Here is a 15,955-nt window from a genome sequence, read left to right on the forward strand (position 1 = left end):
TATTTAGGCCGCGCTTCCGGCGCTCGCATCGGTCGGCTGGTCGGCACGTCTGCGGCTGGGCAGCGACTTGATCGACAGGAGCGCGTAGATGATCAGCGGCAGGCAGATGAGGTAGGCGATGCGCATGCCGGCATGGTCGGCGATGAAGCCGAGCAGCGGCGGCGCCAAGAAGAACACCACGAAGGACATCTGCGCCACGGCCGCGACATTGACGTGGGACGGGCGATCGGTGCGCTGTGCGGCCGCCGAGACGCTGAGGGGATAGACAGCGCTGCAGCCGGCGCCCATGAGGCCAAAGCCGAGCAATGCCACGAAGGGATGCGGTGCCGCCCAGACGGCGATGACGCCGGCCGCCGCCAGCACCAGCAGAACCGTTGCCACCGCGCGCGCGCCAAAACGATCGACCTGTGGGTCGACCAGCAGACGGGCGGCCGCCATGAAGAAGGTGAACGAGGTGAGGCCCAGTCCGCCGATGAAGGGTTCGGAATTGAAGACGTCGCGCATGTAGATCGCCGACCAGTCGATGCCGGCGCCCTCGATCAGGAAGGCGGCGATGCCGATGCCGCAGAGCGGCAGCAGGCCTGCCGTCGGCAGCGCGATCAACGGCGCTTTCGCTTCTTCATGGTGCGTGACGCGCGCGGGCGCATTGCGCATGCCCGAGATGACCCAGGTGCCGACGATGAGCACGAAGGCGAAGGTGATACCGAGATGGATATGCATCGGCACACCTGCCTGGCGGATGCCCGATGCGGCAAGTGCCGTGAGGAAGAAGCCGAGGCTCCAGAAGCCGTGCGCCCGGTTCATCACGCCGCGACCGAGTTGCGCCTCGATGCGGTCGATCTCGACATTGAGGTTGATTTCCAGCGAGCCGGCCAGCAGGCCCTCGAGAATGAGGATGCAGAACACCAGGGGAGCGCTTGCCATCCACGGCACCGTTGCGATCAGCGCCGATGTGCCGAGCACGGTGATGAAGGCCGTCGTGCGGGCGCCCAGGCGCTCGATGATGGGGGAGGCGAATGTGAGCGCCGTCAGCGCACCCACGGCCGCTCCGATCAGCGTCAGGCCCAGTTCCGAACGATCGACGCCGAGCGCCAGCTGCAAGTCCGGCATGCGGGCAAGCAGGGCGCCCATCGATACCGCGAAAAGGAAGAAACAGACATAGATTCGGTGCTGCGGCGCGAGCTGCATTGGTGTCTCCAGGTGGGTATGCGCAGATCGGCGCTGGCAATATCCTAGTTTGGGATTTCGCCGACACAATCAAAAATAAACATGATGCGTGTATTTTGCATGAAAACTATCGCTGTGGTTTGTAATATTGCGGCGGCAAGTCTAATGCTGGCGCGGATGGTGCGGCGCGCTTACAGTCCTTGGAAATTGCTTGGATCGCACCGTCTGCCTTGCTGAAACGAAGTGAGATGTCATGAAGCTTTCTGCCTGTATCGAATGGCTTTTTGCCGATGAAGCCGAGACCTTTGCCGATCGGATCAGGCTGGCGCACCGCCATGGCGTTGAGGCCGTCGAGTTCTGGCGGTGGACCAACAAGGATGTCGGCAGCATCGAATGGGCCTTGAACGAGACCGGCATCGAACTTGCCAGCTTCGTGGCCGAGCCGATGATCCCGCTTACGGACCGCGCGAACCAGGCGGCGTTTCTCGAGGGGCTGAAGCGGACGATCGAGGTCGCGCGGCGGCTTGGTGCCAGGACGCTGATCGCGCAAGCCGGAGACGATCTGGCCGGTAAGACCCGCGAGGAGCAGCGGGCAGCACTCACCGAAACGCTCAGCTGTGCCGGCGAGGTGCTTGATGACAGCGGCGTTCGCCTCGGCGTGGAGCCTTTGAACACGCTGATCGACCATGTCGGCTACTTTCTGGAATCGACGCGGGAAGGGCTCGATATCGTCAAGGAGACGGGCAGGGCGGAGATCGGGATCATCTACGACATCTACCACTCCGCCGTCATGGGCGAGGATACGGCCACAGTGATCGGCGGCGATATCGACAAGATCTTTCACGTTCATATCGCCGATCATCCCGGCCGCAACGAGCCGGGGAGCGGATCGATCGACCTGAAGGCGCGCGTGGACTGGCTCGTCGCTCAAGGTTATCGCGGCGCGATAGGACTGGAGTATCGGCCAACACAGCCAAGCGCGCAAACCATCGAGCAGACACGGCGGCTGCTTGGTTGATCGATCGGGCTCGCCGAAACTTTTTCCGCCAGCTGTTGCCGATAAGGCATTCCATTCCACGACCGGCCACCCCATTTAGCTGGCGTAGGAATGATTTTTTGTTTTGATGTTGAGAAGGCCGCGGGATCTCGCGGAGTGTAGGGCGATGCAATTCCAATCAAACCCGGCTCCACAGCCTTCAGAGCCGAGCGTTGGCCAGTGGCCGAGACAGAGGACGGCCAGCCTCGACTGGCTGGTCAACGAGACACGCAACGAGCGCTATATCGACAATCTTCTGGTCCAACTCTGCGACCGGCTGCGCGACGAGGGCATTCCCGTCAGCCGCGCCACGATGCATTTCAGGACGCATCATCCGCAATGGCTGGGCGCGCGCATTCTCTGGCAGACTGGGATGACCGAGGCGAAGATCACCACCTTCGACTACGGCATCGAAAACACGCCGCAGTTCCTGCGAAGCCCAGTCAACGAGATCTTCAGCGGTGCCAGCGAGGTGCGCAAGGATATCGAGTCTCTTCGCCCCGGCGACGGGCATGCGGAATTCTATGACGATCTCAAGCGCGAGGGCGTGACCGAGTATATCGCCTGGCCAATGGAGCACACACTCGGCAAGCGGCACATCGTGACCTTTGCGAGCGATCGTCCCGGTGGCTTCCTGGAAGAGCATGTCGATTATCTGAAGGACCTGCTGCCGGCGCTGACGCTGGTGACAGAGATCCGGCTGAAGAACATCATGGCGCGCACGCTGTTGCAGACCTATGTCGGCCCGCATGCCAGCGAGCAGATCCTGGCTGGGGCGACCACGCGCGGCAGCGGCGCCACGGTGGAAGCGGCGATCCTCATCTGCGATCTTCGCGATTTCACCACGATTTCCGATCACTGGCCGCGCGACGACGTGATCGAGCTCCTCAACGGCTATTTCGACGCGATGTCGGAGCCGATCGAGAAGCATGGCGGCGAAATCCTGAAATTCATGGGCGACGGCATGCTGGCGATCTTCCCGCTCAGCAATCCTCAGGCCTGCGAAAACCTGTTGCAGGCGATCAAGACCGCCGAGGCGTCGATGGTCGAGCTGAACGCCGAGAACAAGCGCAAGGGGCGCGAGGTTCTTCGCTATGGCATCGGCGTGCACGTCGGAGAGGTGATGTACGGCAATATCGGATCGCGCCGGCGGCTCGATTTTACCGTGATCGGCCCGGCGGTGAATGTCGCTTCGCGGCTGGAGAGCCTGACGAAGGAGATCAAGCGGCCGGTGCTTCTGTCCCGTGCGTTTGTGGAGATGGCGGGCCAGGAAGACGAGATGGATAGCCTCGGCGCGTTTCCGCTGCGCGGGCTTGGCGAACCGGTCGACGTGTTTGCGTTTCCGTTGAAGTAGCCTGATAGCTTTGGCGGTCGCGGGCAACCACGATGCGCCGCGCGATCGTCGCAAGTTGTTCTTATCCGCGGCAAATTCGCGCTTGTGGCGGTTTTGCTGTTTCTAGCGGGTGTCGCGGGCGCTAGACCATCTCGTGAAACAACCACCATCCGCGAGATCCTCTATGCCCGGTCCCTATGTCGTTCCCGTTCACGGCGATGAAACGCTTCCCGATGCCTGCGATGTCGTGGTGATCGGCGGCGGGATCGTCGGGTGCTCGACGGCGCTCGAACTCGCCGAGCGCGGGCTGAAGGTCGTGTTGTGCGAGAAGGGCGGCATCGGGCAGGAGCAGTCCAGCCGCAACTGGGGGTGGGTGCGCATCTCGATGCGCGATCCGCGCGAGGTGCCGCTGATGGCCGAAGCGCTGCGCATCTGGGACAATCTCGACGCTCGCACGGGCCGCGATACCGGCTTCAAGCGCGCCGGCATCATCTTTACCTGCGCCAACGGGAAGGAGCTGTCGGATCACGACCGTTGGCGCGCCAATCTCCAGGATTATCAGATCGACACTAGGATGCTCAGCGCCCGAGAGTTCGGCGATCTCTTTCCCGGCTCGAAGCTACCCATGGCCGGCGCGCTCTACACACCCGCCGACGGCCGCGCCGAGCCGCAGAAGGCGGCCCCCGCGATTGCCGAGGCCGCGCGCGACAAGGGCGCCACCATCCTCACCGCATGCGCGGTGCGCGGGATCGAACTGGCGGCGGGCGCTGTCTGCGGCGTGGTGACGGAACGCGGGCCGATCGCCTGCCAAGCCGTGGTGCTCGCCGGTGGGGCATGGTCCAGCCTGTTTTCAGGCCGCTTCGGGATCGATCTTCCGCAGCTGAAGGTGATGAACAGCGTTCTGAGAACGAAGCCGCTCAAGGGCGGGCCGGAGCAGACGATCTGGGCCAACGACTTTGCCATCCGCAAGCGGCAGGACGGCGGGTATACGGTGGCATCGGGCTACGACAATATCGTCGATATCGTGCCGGCGTCGTTTCGCCACGCCATGGATTTTCTGCCGGCGCTGCGCTCGGAGTGGAAGGCGCTCTCCTTCCGGCTCGGCCTGCGCTTCCTCGACGAGGCCCGCATTCCGCGCCAGTGGTCGCTCGATGAGGCAAGCCCTTTCGAATATAACAGGGTGCTAGATCCCGTCCCATCCAGGCGCAAGCAGGACAAGGCGCTGGCTGATTTGAAAGCCGCGTTTCCTGTTTTCGAGAAGGCCGAGATCGCGCAGCGCTGGGCGGGCTATATCGACGTGACGCCTGATGCGGTGCCTGTTATCTCCGACGTCGAGGCCATTCCGGGCTTTCACATCGCAACCGGCTTTTCCGGCCACGGCTTCGGCATCGCGCCGGCCGCCGGGCGGCTGATGGCCGACATCGTGACGGGCAGGGCGCCGATCGTCGATCCCAAGGCGTTCCGGCTGTCGCGGTTCAGCGATGGGTCGAAGATCGAGTTGATTAGTGGGGTATGATTGCAGATCAACGGAGCCAGGAAGCGGCCGCAATCTGCTACGGTCTGGCATGGTGACGAGCTGGAGAAACGCTTGGCGGCTGTCGAGCATGCCCTATCGCAAATGGTCCAAAGCGATCAGAGCTGTGATACGAAATGAGGATCAGTTGATTTGAAAGTAAATCGCAAATCCGATGATCAACGCATGTCGGCCCATTCGATCAACTCGTCCGTCACCGTGACTGGACGGTTGTCGGCGATCTGCGCGATCCTTCTCAAGCGGGCCATCTTGTCGGTATCAAACGTGACGGTTACGCCGAAATGTGTCTGCAGAGCTGCGCTCGACTGCTCCGCCAATTCAAGCATTCTCCGGGCCAAGTTGTCGGTCTTGGAAATCTCAAAGGGGTTGTCGAACCACGTAGGTACATCATTCTGCTTCACACGAGCAGTGTAGGCATCCACGTCAGAAATCGCGCCGCCGAATTCTTCGTGTATGATTTTTGCGGCAGCTTGCCTGCCTTCGTTAAGAGGCGTTCGGATTGCCTCTCCGAATTTGGCACTCATGTCGAAAAGAAACACGTCTTCAACGCGTTTGCGTAGGTCGCTGAAGTCAAACGTGACCCCCGCAACTGGCTTGCGGCCCGTGAGACTATTGAAAAGTTTCCAGCGCGAAGACCAATCCGAACCGTTGCCACCTAGCCGCCCACTCATCACGCTGCCCATGACAATTTCGTCGGTGTAGGTTTTGAAAAGATCGATGAGATCGGCAGCTTCCTGTTGCTTTTCTTCCCAAAGCTCGGCCTCAAATCCCAGCCCTTTAAACTTCTTGAAACGGGCGAGGTTGGAGAATGCTAGGCAAAGCAACCCAATGAGTGCGGAACCGCTGGCGGTGGCGAGATCTCCCCCGTTGATCTTTATGAGCGCGAACGCCAGAAACGCCAATCCGACGATAAAGAGCGTCGCTCGCTCCCATTGTATTTTTTCGAATATCTTCACGCTAATATATCACCCCCGTCTGCAATCGGGATGATGTTATCTGGGCGATCGATTACTGCAATAGTTGCATCGGCTTTGAGCGCTTACATGCACTAGTTTTAAACGATTTCAGCGCCGCCGGTATCGACAAGAAGAAGCTGTCAGTTGGCGCTATTAAAAAGTGGAAAGGCGCATCATGAGAACGTTCGGAAAACAAAAATCTGCTAACCGCCAACAACGGTTGGCAGAAACCGCTCTATAAGCACTGAAAAAGCTCGATCTTTGTAGAGAAGTGGCACGCCCTAGGGGAGTCGAACCCCTCTTCCCAGAATGAAAATCTGGTGTCCTAACCGATAGACGAAGGGCGCTTCCTTCGTGGTGGCGCCCTTATAATCAGGCACTTGGATTCCCGCAAGCGGCAAGAAGTGATTTTTTGCAAAAAAATGACAAGAAATGTCAGCGTGTGGAAAAAGGCGCGTATTGCCTTGAAATCAAACGTCTAAACACGAACGCCGTCCGTTGCGGGGAAGGCAGCGGACGGCGATGAGTGGAATAAGCTTGATATCAGAGCGCGCGCGCCACGGTAGCGGATGGCTGTCGGCCGCCGCAGCCCCAGTTCCAGTCGCGGTTGCGGCCGGTGTCGAGATGGATGGAATCGGTGTGGCAGTAGGTGCCGACGCCACCGCGGTCGGGAAGCGACCTGATATAGCTGGCGATATCCCATTTGGAGACGCCGTCGATCTGGATGTCGGCTGCATCGCAGCTCATGTGCATCGATTCCTCGGCGCCGCCGACCATGCGGTTGTGTTCGGGATCGCGGTAACCCGACGTGACGATCACGGGCTTGCCGAAATGAGTCTCGACCGTCTTGATCACCTTGAGAAGGTTCGGCTTGAAGCAGCCGACCTCGACCTTGTCGTTCTGCAGATGCAATCCGTTCGGCGCGACGCGGGTCATGCCGGGGAGTGACGCCTTCTTGATAAGGCCGGAGAGGCTGGTGAGGAGGTTCTGCTTCGGCGCTGCATAGAGCGCATTCATGCTCTGGCCGGGCAGAGAGCTTGTCGCCAGCGAGGCGGTCTGCACCGGATCGACCCTGGTGCTGGTGTTCTGCGAGGATTGCTGCGGCTGCAGTGATTGCGGCTGCGGCGCTTCCTCGACCGGGAGCTGGCTCGAATAGACGCTGGAGCGCGTTGCGCCGACGCCGGTCGAGGGCTGCAATGTGGTCGAGGTCGGGTTGTTCTGGACCTTCGGCTTGACCGAGAAGATGCTCATCGCCTGAGCGTTGATGCCTGTCGATTGCATGGCCAGGCCGCCGATATTGGCGGGGGCCATGGCTTCCGGCGCTGCCGATACAGGCTGGCCGGGCGCTTGTGCCAGATTGGCGGCTTGCGCGCCGGGGGCATTGGTCATCCCGTAAACATTCGTCATCCCAGAGACGTTGGTCATCCTGGGGTCGCGATAGCCGGCCTGTTGGGCGGTCGCTGCTGTTGGGGCAGTGTTTGCGGCCGTCTGCTGATCTTGCGCTGGCGCGGGTTCGGCGGCGGCGGATGCGAGCGCATCGACGGCGGGCTTGTCGGACACGCAGCCCGACAGCGCCCAAGCGGAGGCGGCGATCAGAAGTGCCGCCTTGATAGGCGTGCGCTTTTCAACAGCGAGCAAGCGAGCATTCTCCAAAATGAAGGCGAGGGGCGTGCAAAACGCACGTTTCCCCTCGAGTCATCCGGAGAGTGCCCGCAGCGAAGTTGTGCGGCAAGGACGATCCGGACGCAGTGGCCGGAAATCGAAAAAGCCGCAAGCCTCGCAAAAGCCTCGGCTTACCAGGCGCCGGTGTTGCCCATCGATGCCCATGGCTCGGCCGCTTCCAGGCTGCCGCCCTTCTGCAGAATCTCGATCGAGATGCCGTCAGGAGAGCGCACGAAGGCCATGTGTCCGTCGCGCGGCGGGCGGTTGATGGTGATGCCGTTGTCCATCAGCTTCTGGCAGGTCGCGTAGATGTCGTCGACCTCATAGGCGAGGTGACCGAAGTTGCGGCCTCCGGTGTAGTCCTCGGGATCCCAGTTATAGGTGAGTTCCAGGCAGGGAGCGCCCTTGGCGGTGGCGTCGGCCTTGTCGCCGGGTGCTGCCAGGAACACGAGGGTGAAGCGGCACTTCTCGTTGTCGACGCGGCGCGTTTCTTCGAGCCCGAAGAGGGTCGCGTAGAAATGGAGCGATGCATCCAGATCCTTCACGCGGACCATGGTGTGGAGATAACGCATTCTGTTTCCTCTCTAAATGCTGGCGCGCCTCTTATGTGGCGGAACGTCAGGTTCAGGCAAGACTAGGGGGTAAGATTGGCAGCTGCGAATAAACGAAAAGTAGGGCTTGCGCTAATCCGTTACCAACATGTTAATCTTGATCTCAAGAATCAGTTAACCGTAACAGTGTGACGCGTATTGAGGGGCTGGCGAAATGGCTGACAGGATTTCATCGACGGAATTCACCGACCTCGAACAACTCGCGGGTGATGCGGTCGACCTCATCGAAATCACCGGTGTCGTGAAGTGGTTCGACGTCGCGAAAGGCTTCGGTTTCATCGTTCCCGACAACGGCATGCAGGATGTGCTTCTGCACGTGACCTGCCTTCGCCGCGACGGTTACCAGACCATCCTCGAAGGCACGCGCATCGTCGCGCTCATCCAGCGCCGCGATCGCGGATATCAGGCTTTCAAGATCCTCTCCATGGACCAGTCGACGGCGGTTCATCCGTCGCAGCTGCCGCCGGTGCGCACGCATGTGCAGGTCACGGCGACCAGCGGTCTGGAGCGCGCGCTGGTCAAGTGGTTCAACCGCACCAAGGGCTTCGGCTTCCTGACGCGCGGCGAGGGGACAGAGGATATTTTCGTGCATATGGAGACGCTGCGTCGCTTCGGGCTTACCGAGCTTCGTCCCGGCCAGGTTGTGCTCGTTCGCTTCGGCGATGGCGACAAGGGACTGATGGCCGCTGAAATCCATCCGGATGCGCCGACCCCCGTGAGCCGGGCGCACTGATGAACATGGTTTCGCACCGGATCAGAAGCGCCTTTTTGGCGCTTTTTTTCATGCTGGCGCTGCCGGCATTCGCCCAGTCCGTCGTCAAGTTCGACAAGGAGCCGCTGGTCATCGAGACGACGGCAGGACAGAAGTACAACTTTACCGTCGAGATCGCCGATACCAACGAACAACGTCAGCGCGGGCTGATGTACCGTCAGGAAATGCCCGCCGACGCGGGCATGATCTTCGATTTCGGCGCGTCGAAGCGGGTGCAAATGTGGATGGAAAACACGGTCTTGCCGCTCGACATGCTGTTCGTCGATCGGGCTGGTATCGTTCGCGGCATCAAGCAGAACGCGGTGCCGTATTCCCGCGATATCATCGATTCGGTGAGCCCGGTGAAGTACGTGATTGAGCTCAATGCGGGTGCTGCGGCCAAGCTCGGCCTAAAGGCGGGCGACCGCGTCACCAGCCCGACGATCACGAAGTACAAATAGCCCCAGATCGGCTCCCGGTTCTTCGGTTCCTGCATAAAAAAGGCTCGTCCCGCGGTATCGCCAGGACGAGCCAAGTTGTACGGCTATGAGCGACGTGCATGAAGCTCATGTCGCTACAATAGCGCGGCGCGCCATCGCGACATTGATCTGCATCAAACGTCGCGATCTGGCACACATATCTCTGCTGCCTACGCCTTTTTGAGGAACTCCGTCTTCAGCACCAGGCCTTTGACCTGCTTGGTGTTGCATTCCACTTCACCGGGGTTTCCGTTGAGGCGGATGTTCTTCACCAGCGTTCCGCGCTTGATGGTTTCCGATGTGCCCTTGACCTTCAGGTCCTTGATGAGCGTGACGGAATCGCCGTCGTGAAGCTCGGCGCCGTTGCTGTCTCTTACAATTGGTTCGTCGGTCATTTTGATCTCGCTTTTCAAAATTGCTTGTTGGATATGAAGGGTATGGCGCGCCTGCGGTTCCCGTTACGTGATGCACATCACGTTGGGTTATCGAGCCTGCGCCACGCTGCCAATGATGCTTCCCTAGAGGCTGGAGCCGTCAAAGTAAAATCAATTGGTTGGATATTGTCTCTCATCAGCGGTCGCTGATTGTCCCGCTGCTGATATGAGCGCGCCGATCATGTTGCACTGGCAAAGATGACGCCGAATCCCTATCTGTAGGGCACGCGGCGAGTTGCCTTTACAGGCGGCTCAGGCAGGATGGGTGGAGACATCCGGGACTGCCGCCCGATGAATTCCGTAACGAACCTCAGGGAATGGAGATATTCGATGACTATCGAACGCGCAGTGCTTGCAGGCGGTTGTTTCTGGGGGATGCAGGATCTGATCAGGCGCATGCCAGGTGTCGAGACGACGCGCGTGGGCTACACCGGCGGCGAGGTTGCCAACGCGACCTATCGCAATCACGGCAACCACGCCGAGGCGATCGAAATTCTCTTCGATCCCGCGAAAACCAGCTATCGCGACATTCTGGAATTCTTCTTCCAGATCCACGATCCGTCCACGCCCAATCGCCAGGGCAACGATCTCGGCCCCAGCTACCGTTCGGCCATCTTCTACGAGAACGATGAGCAGAAGCGAGTCGCGGAAGACACGATCGCCGATGTCGACGCATCCGGCCTGTGGCCGGGCAAGGTGGTGACCGAACTCGCCCCTGTCAGCGATTTCTGGGAGGCCGAGCCGGAGCATCAGGACTATCTGGAGCGGATTCCGAATGGCTATACCTGCCACTTCGTGCGTCCAGGCTGGAAGCTGCCGAAGCGGCAATCTTCCGCAGCTTAAGAGAAAGCCTCTGCTTCATAGCGCCAGGTCGAAAGATCTGGCGTTTTGCGTTTCGGCGTCAACCCGTGACGCTGCCAACCACGGTTTCGACGATCGTGGATGCGGCCTCGTCGTAGTCGGCGTCGCTCAAGGTAGCGACGCGCAGCGCGTCGCAGGCGAGCTTGTCGGAATCGATGTAGAATTGTGTGGACGACCACAGGATGATGAAGAGGTGACGCGGATTGATCGGTTTCATCAGGCCGCGCGCGATCCAGTCTTCGACCACCGCGACGCGCTTATCGGTTGCCTCGCGCATATGCTCGCGGTCCTCTTCCGACAGGAATGGCGCGCCACTCTGCAGTTCGGCGGCAAAGAGGCGCGATTCTTCCGGGTTGCGGCGGCTGTAGTCGATCTTGGCGCGGACATAGGCTTCCAACGCCTCCCGCGGCGAGCGATCCGGCCGAATCTCCTCCAGCGCTTCGTCCCATCCGGCGATCAGCTTCTTCAAGATACCGGTGTAGATCGCCTCCTTGGAGGTGAAGTAGTAGTAGATGTTGGCTTTCGGAAGCCCCGCTTCCTCGGCCACCTCGGCGATGCGCACTCCCTGAAAGCCATTGCGGGAGAAGAGCAGGGTCGCCGCGCGCAGGATTCCGGCCTCGTTCTTGCGCCGGATCTGGCCGACGTCCGCCCGTTTGGCCTCGGCTCGCTTGGCGTCTGACCGTTTTGCGGTGGGCGACCTGCTCGCCTTGTCTGCGCGTTCCATGGTTTTCCCAGTTTGTTTCCACGTGCCCCGGTGTTCCCCGGAGTGCCCCTGTCTACCGTATAGACGAACATATCCGCACGGGAAAAGCGATGGAATAAATTGACGAACTGGTCAGTTATGCCTTGGTCTGTCGCGTCGCCGCATGTGGGTGCGGGCGCCTTCCGTCAGGTCTGGGGTTGAAGCGCCGATTCAAGACAGGCGAGGAGGTGCTTGATATCGACAGGCTTGCCGAGAACGGCGAAAGCGCCGCCGTCGAGTGCTGCCGACCGGGTTCGGTCGTCTCGATAGGAGGTCATGAAGATGATCGGCGGCCTTGGCGCCGTTTTGTTCAATTCGGCTTGAAGCTCGATGCCGCTCAGACCGGGCATGGAGACGTCGAGCAGCATGCAGTCGACCGAGGCGCGATCCTTATAGGCAAGGAACTCCTCGGCATTGGCAAATAGAAGGCTTTGGTAGCCGCAGGACAGAACCAGATCGTCGAGCGCCTCCCGGATGGCTTGGTCGTCGTCGACGATTGCAATGGTGGAAATGTGGGGCAAGAGAGGGACCTATGGGTATTCCGGTACGTTGATATTTCGGACTCGGATGCTTGCTTGTTTCCTCTAATATGCGCTCCGACGCCACGAAACGGTATCATACAAGGGTTTAGGTTGCTCACGTCCGCCGAGCGTTGGGCGAGCGCACAACCGGTTACGGATGCGGGCGATTAAAGATGCGGATCCTCGATTGGCAGGGTCATCTTGAACACGGCGCCGCCGTCAGGATGATTGAAGCCGTCGAGCTTGCCGCCGCGGCTTTCCAGCGTGCTGCGGCAGATCGACAGGCCCATCCCAAGCCCTTCGGCCTTGGTGGTGTAGAAGGGCGTGAACAGCCTCTCCATGCCTTCTGGGCTGATGCCCGGGCCGCTATCCCTCACCGATACACCCACCATGCCATCAGTCGGCTCGATTTCGACGATGATCTCGCGAACAGGGCACTTGGCGCCGTTGATCGCCTGGATGGCGTTGGTCATCAGGTTGATCATCACCTGCTGGATCTCCACCCGCACGCTCTTGACCTGCGGCACGCCTTCGCCCGGGCGAACGGTCACCGCGATGCCGTCGCGTTTCAGGTCGTGCTCGACCAGCGAGCGGGTTTCATCGATCAGCGTCGACAGGTCGATCCACTCGGCCTTGCTCTCCTGCTGGGTGAGGAGGTTGCGGGTGTTGTGGATGATGTCGCTGGCGCGCTGGCCGTCGCGGATGATGCGTTCGGCGGAACGGCGTATCGCTGAGAGATCAGGCGGGTCGCGATCCAGCCAGCGAAGCAGCGTCTGCGCGTTGACGGCGATGGCGCCGAGCGGCTGGTTGAGTTCATGCGCCAGCGAGGCGGAGAGGGCGCCGATGGTGGCAGCCTTCGACGCCTTGGCGAATTCAGCGCGCGCCTCGATCAGTGCTGCTTCCGTCATCTCGCGCTGGGTGATGTCGACCATGCCGACGACCACGCGGTTGAAGGCGGCGGTGTCCTCGGGGAAACTGATGCTCAGCAACACCTGCCTGATTTCGCCGCTGTCGGTGGTGATCCTGCCTTTCCCTTCGAAATACGGCTGGCCCGTGAACATCGCATTCATCAGATGCAGGAATGTCTTGTCGCCGGACGCGATGAAATGAGCCATGGACTCCCGCGAGTCGCTGTCGGCAGATGTGCCTACGAGTTCTCGGGCGGCCTCGTTCGCCGCAACGGTGCGCAGCAGGCCGATGCAGTGGTCGATGATCTCAGGATGCCGGCGCGCGTGGTCTTCTAAATCGGCAACGCCGGCGGCCTTCAATTCCATCAAGTAGGCGCGCAGCTGCGAATAATCCCGCTCCCAGAGCGCGACGCGAGCGCCATCGAAGATCGAGCGGTAGCGGGCTTCGCTTTCGCGGATTTCGGCGTTTCTTTCGATCAGCTCGGCGCGGAAGGCATCGTTTCGCAACAGCAGCGCCATGGTGATGGCAAGCGCCGCGAGCGCGACCGCGAGACGGATGAAGGTCTGCAGGTCGGGATCGGGGCCATGGGTCAGGAAGTAGGAGAGGACCGTCAGGAAGATGCAGACAATCGACGTCAGAAGCAGTCCGGTGCGGGTCAAGATTTCCGAGCCAAGCAGGAGAGCCATGACATAAAGAACCGCGATCGCGCCTTCGATGTCGGTGAAAGTGTCGATCGCAAAGACGATTGCCATCAGGAAGGCTGATATCAGCGCGACGGTGACGCGATGGCCCGTGCCGCCACGTTGATTGAACAGCACACCGGCTCGCTCCGCGCTCATGATAAGATCCCCATCTACCTTGGCGCGCATGATAGCGATCGCGACCGTCATTCTAACCTATACATAGGTGTCGTTTGCGCAAAAGGTGATTTTGCCTTTTGTTTCAGGTGATTGACCGTATTCGCAGCCGACCCGGCTGGTGCGTGCCGCGGGCTGCCGTTCTTTGACGAGGACAGACCGGCCGGTCCGGGCCTATAGTGCGTGCGGAGCGGTCCACTATTCGGTCGTGCCGCGTTGTTCAGGGAAGAGCAGAGTGAATATCAGTTTCGTCGACAGCCGAGCGAGCCATGAGGCGGTGCAGACGATCGCCTTTCGGGGCGGGGTTGCAGCGCCAGCGACGCGCAGCGTTCCCGAGGAGGTGGCGATTGCCTTTTCCTATGGCGGCAGTTCGCATGCGGTGATGATGGCGACGCCTGCTGATCTCATCGATTTCGCCGTCGGCTTCAGCCTCACCGAGGGGCTGATCGACACGGTCTCGCAGATCGAGGCGATCGAGATCGTTCAGGACGAGGTTGGCATCGACGTGCAGATCGCGCTTGTCGACGATGTCGAGGAGAAGCTGCGTGCGCGACGGCGGCACATGATGGGGCCGGTCGGTTGCGGGCTCTGCGGTATCGAATCGCTGGAGCAGGCTGTGCGTACGGTTCGGCCGGTGTTGTCGTCTGGCCTGACGATCACGCCGGATGATGTCTCGCGCGCGGTGGCGAGCCTTGGCGATCACCAGCAGCTCAACCACAAGACCCGCGCGGTGCATGGCGCCGGGTTTTTCGTGCCGGAGAGCGGGCTTGTGGCGGTGCGCGAGGATGTCGGCCGGCACAACGCGCTGGACAAGCTCTGCGGTGCAGTCATCGCCTCGGGCGTTTCCGGCGGCAGCGGCGTGGTTGTTGTGACCAGCCGGCTTTCGATCGAGATGATCCAGAAAGCCGGGTTCCTCGGCAGCCCGATCCTGATCGCCATTTCGGCGCCGACGGCCTATGCCATTCGCACCGCCGAGGAGGCCGGGATCACCATGATCGCCGTTGCGCGCGGAGAGGATTTCGAAATCTTCACGCATCCGCATCGGGTGATTTTCTAAGCTTAACCCCAAAAGGAAAGACCGCCCCGGGGGGTAGGGGCGGTCTCTGGCGGATCCGGGGGAGGGATCCGCGTCTTCGATGCGGGGGCGGCATCGAAGACAGGTAGCGTGCGGCGCTACCGCCTCACGGAGGGGACGTGAGGCATGAGAGGAAGCTACTCCCTTCCCATCCGCTCCATAACTATACTTAGGTGTGGTCAGACTAGACGACGATAGAATAGGCCGGCCAAAGAAGGCCGCCTAAGCTCCAGCCATATTCACAGGACTGGAGCCGATCCCATGTCGTCGTTCAAGAAACTGTTCTCGCTGGTAGCCAAACAAGCCGGAACCAGCCCGTCGACGCAGCTGCCCGAAGCGGAGCGGCCGAGGCGGATCGCGATCACCGTCGATCACGACGAGACGCGCCTGCCGGTCCTGCTGATAGCGCAGACCATCCACTGACCCCGCCCCATTCACCACACCACCATCTGGAGACACCGACCATGACATACCAACCCGCATCCCGGATCCAGCGTGCAGCGCTTGCCACCCCGACCGATCTCCCCTCGAACGCCACGACCGATATCGCGGCGGCGCTCACGGCGCTGCTTGCCGACGTGTTCGTGCTCTATCTGAAGACGAAGAATTTTCACTGGCACATGTCCGGCCCGCACTTTCGCGATTATCACCTGATGCTGGACGAGCAGAGCGAGCAGATCTTCGCCATGACCGACGATATCGCCGAGCGCGCCCGCAAGATCGGCGGCTCGACGCTGCGCTCCATCGGCCACATCGGGCGCCTGCAACGGCTGCTCGACAACGATGCGGATTACGTGACGCCGGAGGATATGCTTGCCGAGCTGCGCGACGACAACAAGCAGCTTGTGGGCCTGATGCGCCAGCTGCACGAACTGACATCCGAGCATAACGACGTCGCAACGACGAGCCTTCTGGAAAACTGGATCGACGAAGGCGAGCGCCGCGCATGGTTCCTGTTCGAGAGCACGCGGCGCGGCGCGTAAGCCGAAGTGATTGCCTTGTCGTCAACTGTCGTCAACCATCCCTG

At 60.8% G+C, this 15,955-nt stretch carries 17 protein-coding genes and 1 tRNA gene; 9 read left to right on the top strand and 9 right to left on the bottom strand.

Annotated elements, in window-relative coordinates:
* Positions 1-3: 3 nt before the first annotated feature.
* Positions 4-1,188 carry an MFS transporter gene (locus ACIQUB_RS03365; protein ID WP_047505548.1) on the bottom strand — a complete coding sequence of 395 codons (1,185 nt, stop codon included), beginning with the start codon at positions 1,186-1,188 and terminating at the stop codon, positions 4-6.
* Positions 1,189-1,420: 232 nt separating this feature from the next.
* On the opposite strand from ACIQUB_RS03365, the gene ACIQUB_RS03370 reads away from it, so the two are divergent.
* The 3 genes from ACIQUB_RS03370 to ACIQUB_RS03380 all read left to right on the top strand — a co-directional run bounded on the left by ACIQUB_RS03370 (position 1,421) and on the right by ACIQUB_RS03380 (position 5,052).
* Positions 1,421-2,185, top strand: a complete 765-nt coding sequence (locus ACIQUB_RS03370) for a TIM barrel protein (protein ID WP_113239497.1) — start codon at positions 1,421-1,423, stop codon at positions 2,183-2,185.
* Positions 2,186-2,330: 145 nt separating this feature from the next.
* Positions 2,331-3,557: an adenylate/guanylate cyclase domain-containing protein gene (locus tag ACIQUB_RS03375; RefSeq protein ID WP_113239498.1), complete on the top strand. Its 1,227-nt coding sequence runs from the start codon at positions 2,331-2,333 to the stop codon at positions 3,555-3,557.
* A gap of 163 nt (positions 3,558-3,720) precedes the next feature.
* Complete coding sequence (locus ACIQUB_RS03380; protein WP_113239499.1) at positions 3,721-5,052, top strand: FAD-binding oxidoreductase; 1,332 nt, start codon at positions 3,721-3,723, stop codon at positions 5,050-5,052.
* Between the two features lie 176 nt (positions 5,053-5,228).
* Here the strand turns inward: ACIQUB_RS03380 and ACIQUB_RS03385 are convergent, their stop codons facing one another.
* The 4 genes from ACIQUB_RS03385 to ACIQUB_RS03400 all read right to left on the bottom strand — a co-directional run bounded on the left by ACIQUB_RS03385 (position 5,229) and on the right by ACIQUB_RS03400 (position 8,260).
* Positions 5,229-6,026 carry a hypothetical protein gene (locus ACIQUB_RS03385; RefSeq protein ID WP_113239500.1) on the bottom strand — a complete coding sequence of 266 codons (798 nt, stop codon included), beginning with the start codon at positions 6,024-6,026 and terminating at the stop codon, positions 5,229-5,231.
* Between the two features lie 272 nt (positions 6,027-6,298).
* Positions 6,299-6,373, bottom strand: a tRNA-Glu gene (locus ACIQUB_RS03390).
* Between the two features lie 196 nt (positions 6,374-6,569).
* The gene (locus tag ACIQUB_RS03395; protein WP_402928673.1) at positions 6,570-7,664 is read right to left on the bottom strand and encodes a YcbK family protein; all 1,095 of its coding nucleotides are present in this window, start codon (positions 7,662-7,664) and stop codon (positions 6,570-6,572) included.
* A gap of 155 nt (positions 7,665-7,819) precedes the next feature.
* A complete protein-coding gene (locus ACIQUB_RS03400; RefSeq protein ID WP_113239600.1) occupies positions 7,820-8,260 on the bottom strand; it encodes a VOC family protein in 441 nt (146 codons plus the stop codon).
* A 193-nt stretch (positions 8,261-8,453) separates the two neighbouring features.
* Here ACIQUB_RS03400 and ACIQUB_RS03405 point away from each other — a divergent pair, with 193 nt between their 5' ends.
* Positions 8,454-9,032, top strand: a complete 579-nt coding sequence (locus ACIQUB_RS03405; RefSeq protein ID WP_018900358.1) for a cold-shock protein — start codon at positions 8,454-8,456, stop codon at positions 9,030-9,032.
* Complete coding sequence (locus ACIQUB_RS03410) at positions 9,032-9,511, top strand: DUF192 domain-containing protein (RefSeq protein WP_113239599.1); 480 nt, start codon at positions 9,032-9,034, stop codon at positions 9,509-9,511. The genes ACIQUB_RS03405 and ACIQUB_RS03410 overlap by 1 nt, the downstream gene beginning before the upstream one ends.
* A gap of 188 nt (positions 9,512-9,699) precedes the next feature.
* Here ACIQUB_RS03410 and ACIQUB_RS03415 read toward each other — a convergent pair whose 3' ends face one another.
* Entirely contained in the window at positions 9,700-9,924 is a 225-nt protein-coding gene (locus tag ACIQUB_RS03415; RefSeq protein WP_113239598.1) for an alkylphosphonate utilization protein, read from the bottom strand.
* Between the two features lie 369 nt (positions 9,925-10,293).
* Here ACIQUB_RS03415 and msrA point away from each other — a divergent pair, with 369 nt between their 5' ends.
* Positions 10,294-10,806, top strand: coding sequence for a peptide-methionine (S)-S-oxide reductase MsrA (gene msrA / locus ACIQUB_RS03420; RefSeq protein ID WP_113239597.1), 513 nt, complete (start codon positions 10,294-10,296; stop codon positions 10,804-10,806).
* Positions 10,807-10,864: 58 nt separating this feature from the next.
* Here the strand turns inward: msrA and ACIQUB_RS03425 are convergent, their stop codons facing one another.
* The 3 genes from ACIQUB_RS03425 to ACIQUB_RS03435 all read right to left on the bottom strand — a co-directional run bounded on the left by ACIQUB_RS03425 (position 10,865) and on the right by ACIQUB_RS03435 (position 13,835).
* Positions 10,865-11,548 (bottom strand): TetR family transcriptional regulator C-terminal domain-containing protein, encoded by a 684-nt coding sequence (locus ACIQUB_RS03425; RefSeq protein WP_402928675.1) that lies wholly within the window; start codon positions 11,546-11,548, stop codon positions 10,865-10,867.
* 164 nt (positions 11,549-11,712) lie between these two features.
* Complete coding sequence (locus tag ACIQUB_RS03430) at positions 11,713-12,087, bottom strand: response regulator (RefSeq protein ID WP_113239595.1); 375 nt, start codon at positions 12,085-12,087, stop codon at positions 11,713-11,715.
* Between the two features lie 167 nt (positions 12,088-12,254).
* Complete coding sequence (locus tag ACIQUB_RS03435; RefSeq protein WP_402928676.1) at positions 12,255-13,835, bottom strand: ATP-binding protein; 1,581 nt, start codon at positions 13,833-13,835, stop codon at positions 12,255-12,257.
* A 253-nt stretch (positions 13,836-14,088) separates the two neighbouring features.
* Here ACIQUB_RS03435 and fdhD point away from each other — a divergent pair, with 253 nt between their 5' ends.
* The 3 genes from fdhD to ACIQUB_RS03450 all read left to right on the top strand — a co-directional run bounded on the left by fdhD (position 14,089) and on the right by ACIQUB_RS03450 (position 15,911).
* On the top strand, positions 14,089-14,910 hold the full coding sequence (fdhD, locus tag ACIQUB_RS03440) for a formate dehydrogenase accessory sulfurtransferase FdhD (RefSeq protein ID WP_113239593.1): 822 nt from the start codon (positions 14,089-14,091) through the stop codon (positions 14,908-14,910).
* Positions 14,911-15,189: 279 nt separating this feature from the next.
* The gene (locus ACIQUB_RS03445; RefSeq protein ID WP_162737564.1) at positions 15,190-15,351 is read left to right on the top strand and encodes a hypothetical protein; all 162 of its coding nucleotides are present in this window, start codon (positions 15,190-15,192) and stop codon (positions 15,349-15,351) included.
* A gap of 41 nt (positions 15,352-15,392) precedes the next feature.
* A complete protein-coding gene (locus tag ACIQUB_RS03450) occupies positions 15,393-15,911 on the top strand; it encodes a DNA starvation/stationary phase protection protein (RefSeq protein WP_113238621.1) in 519 nt (172 codons plus the stop codon).
* Positions 15,912-15,955 lie beyond the last annotated feature (44 nt).

It is taken from the genome of Rhizobium sp. NPDC090275, assembly GCF_044772225.1.
Classification (GTDB): domain Bacteria; phylum Pseudomonadota; class Alphaproteobacteria; order Rhizobiales; family Rhizobiaceae; genus Rhizobium.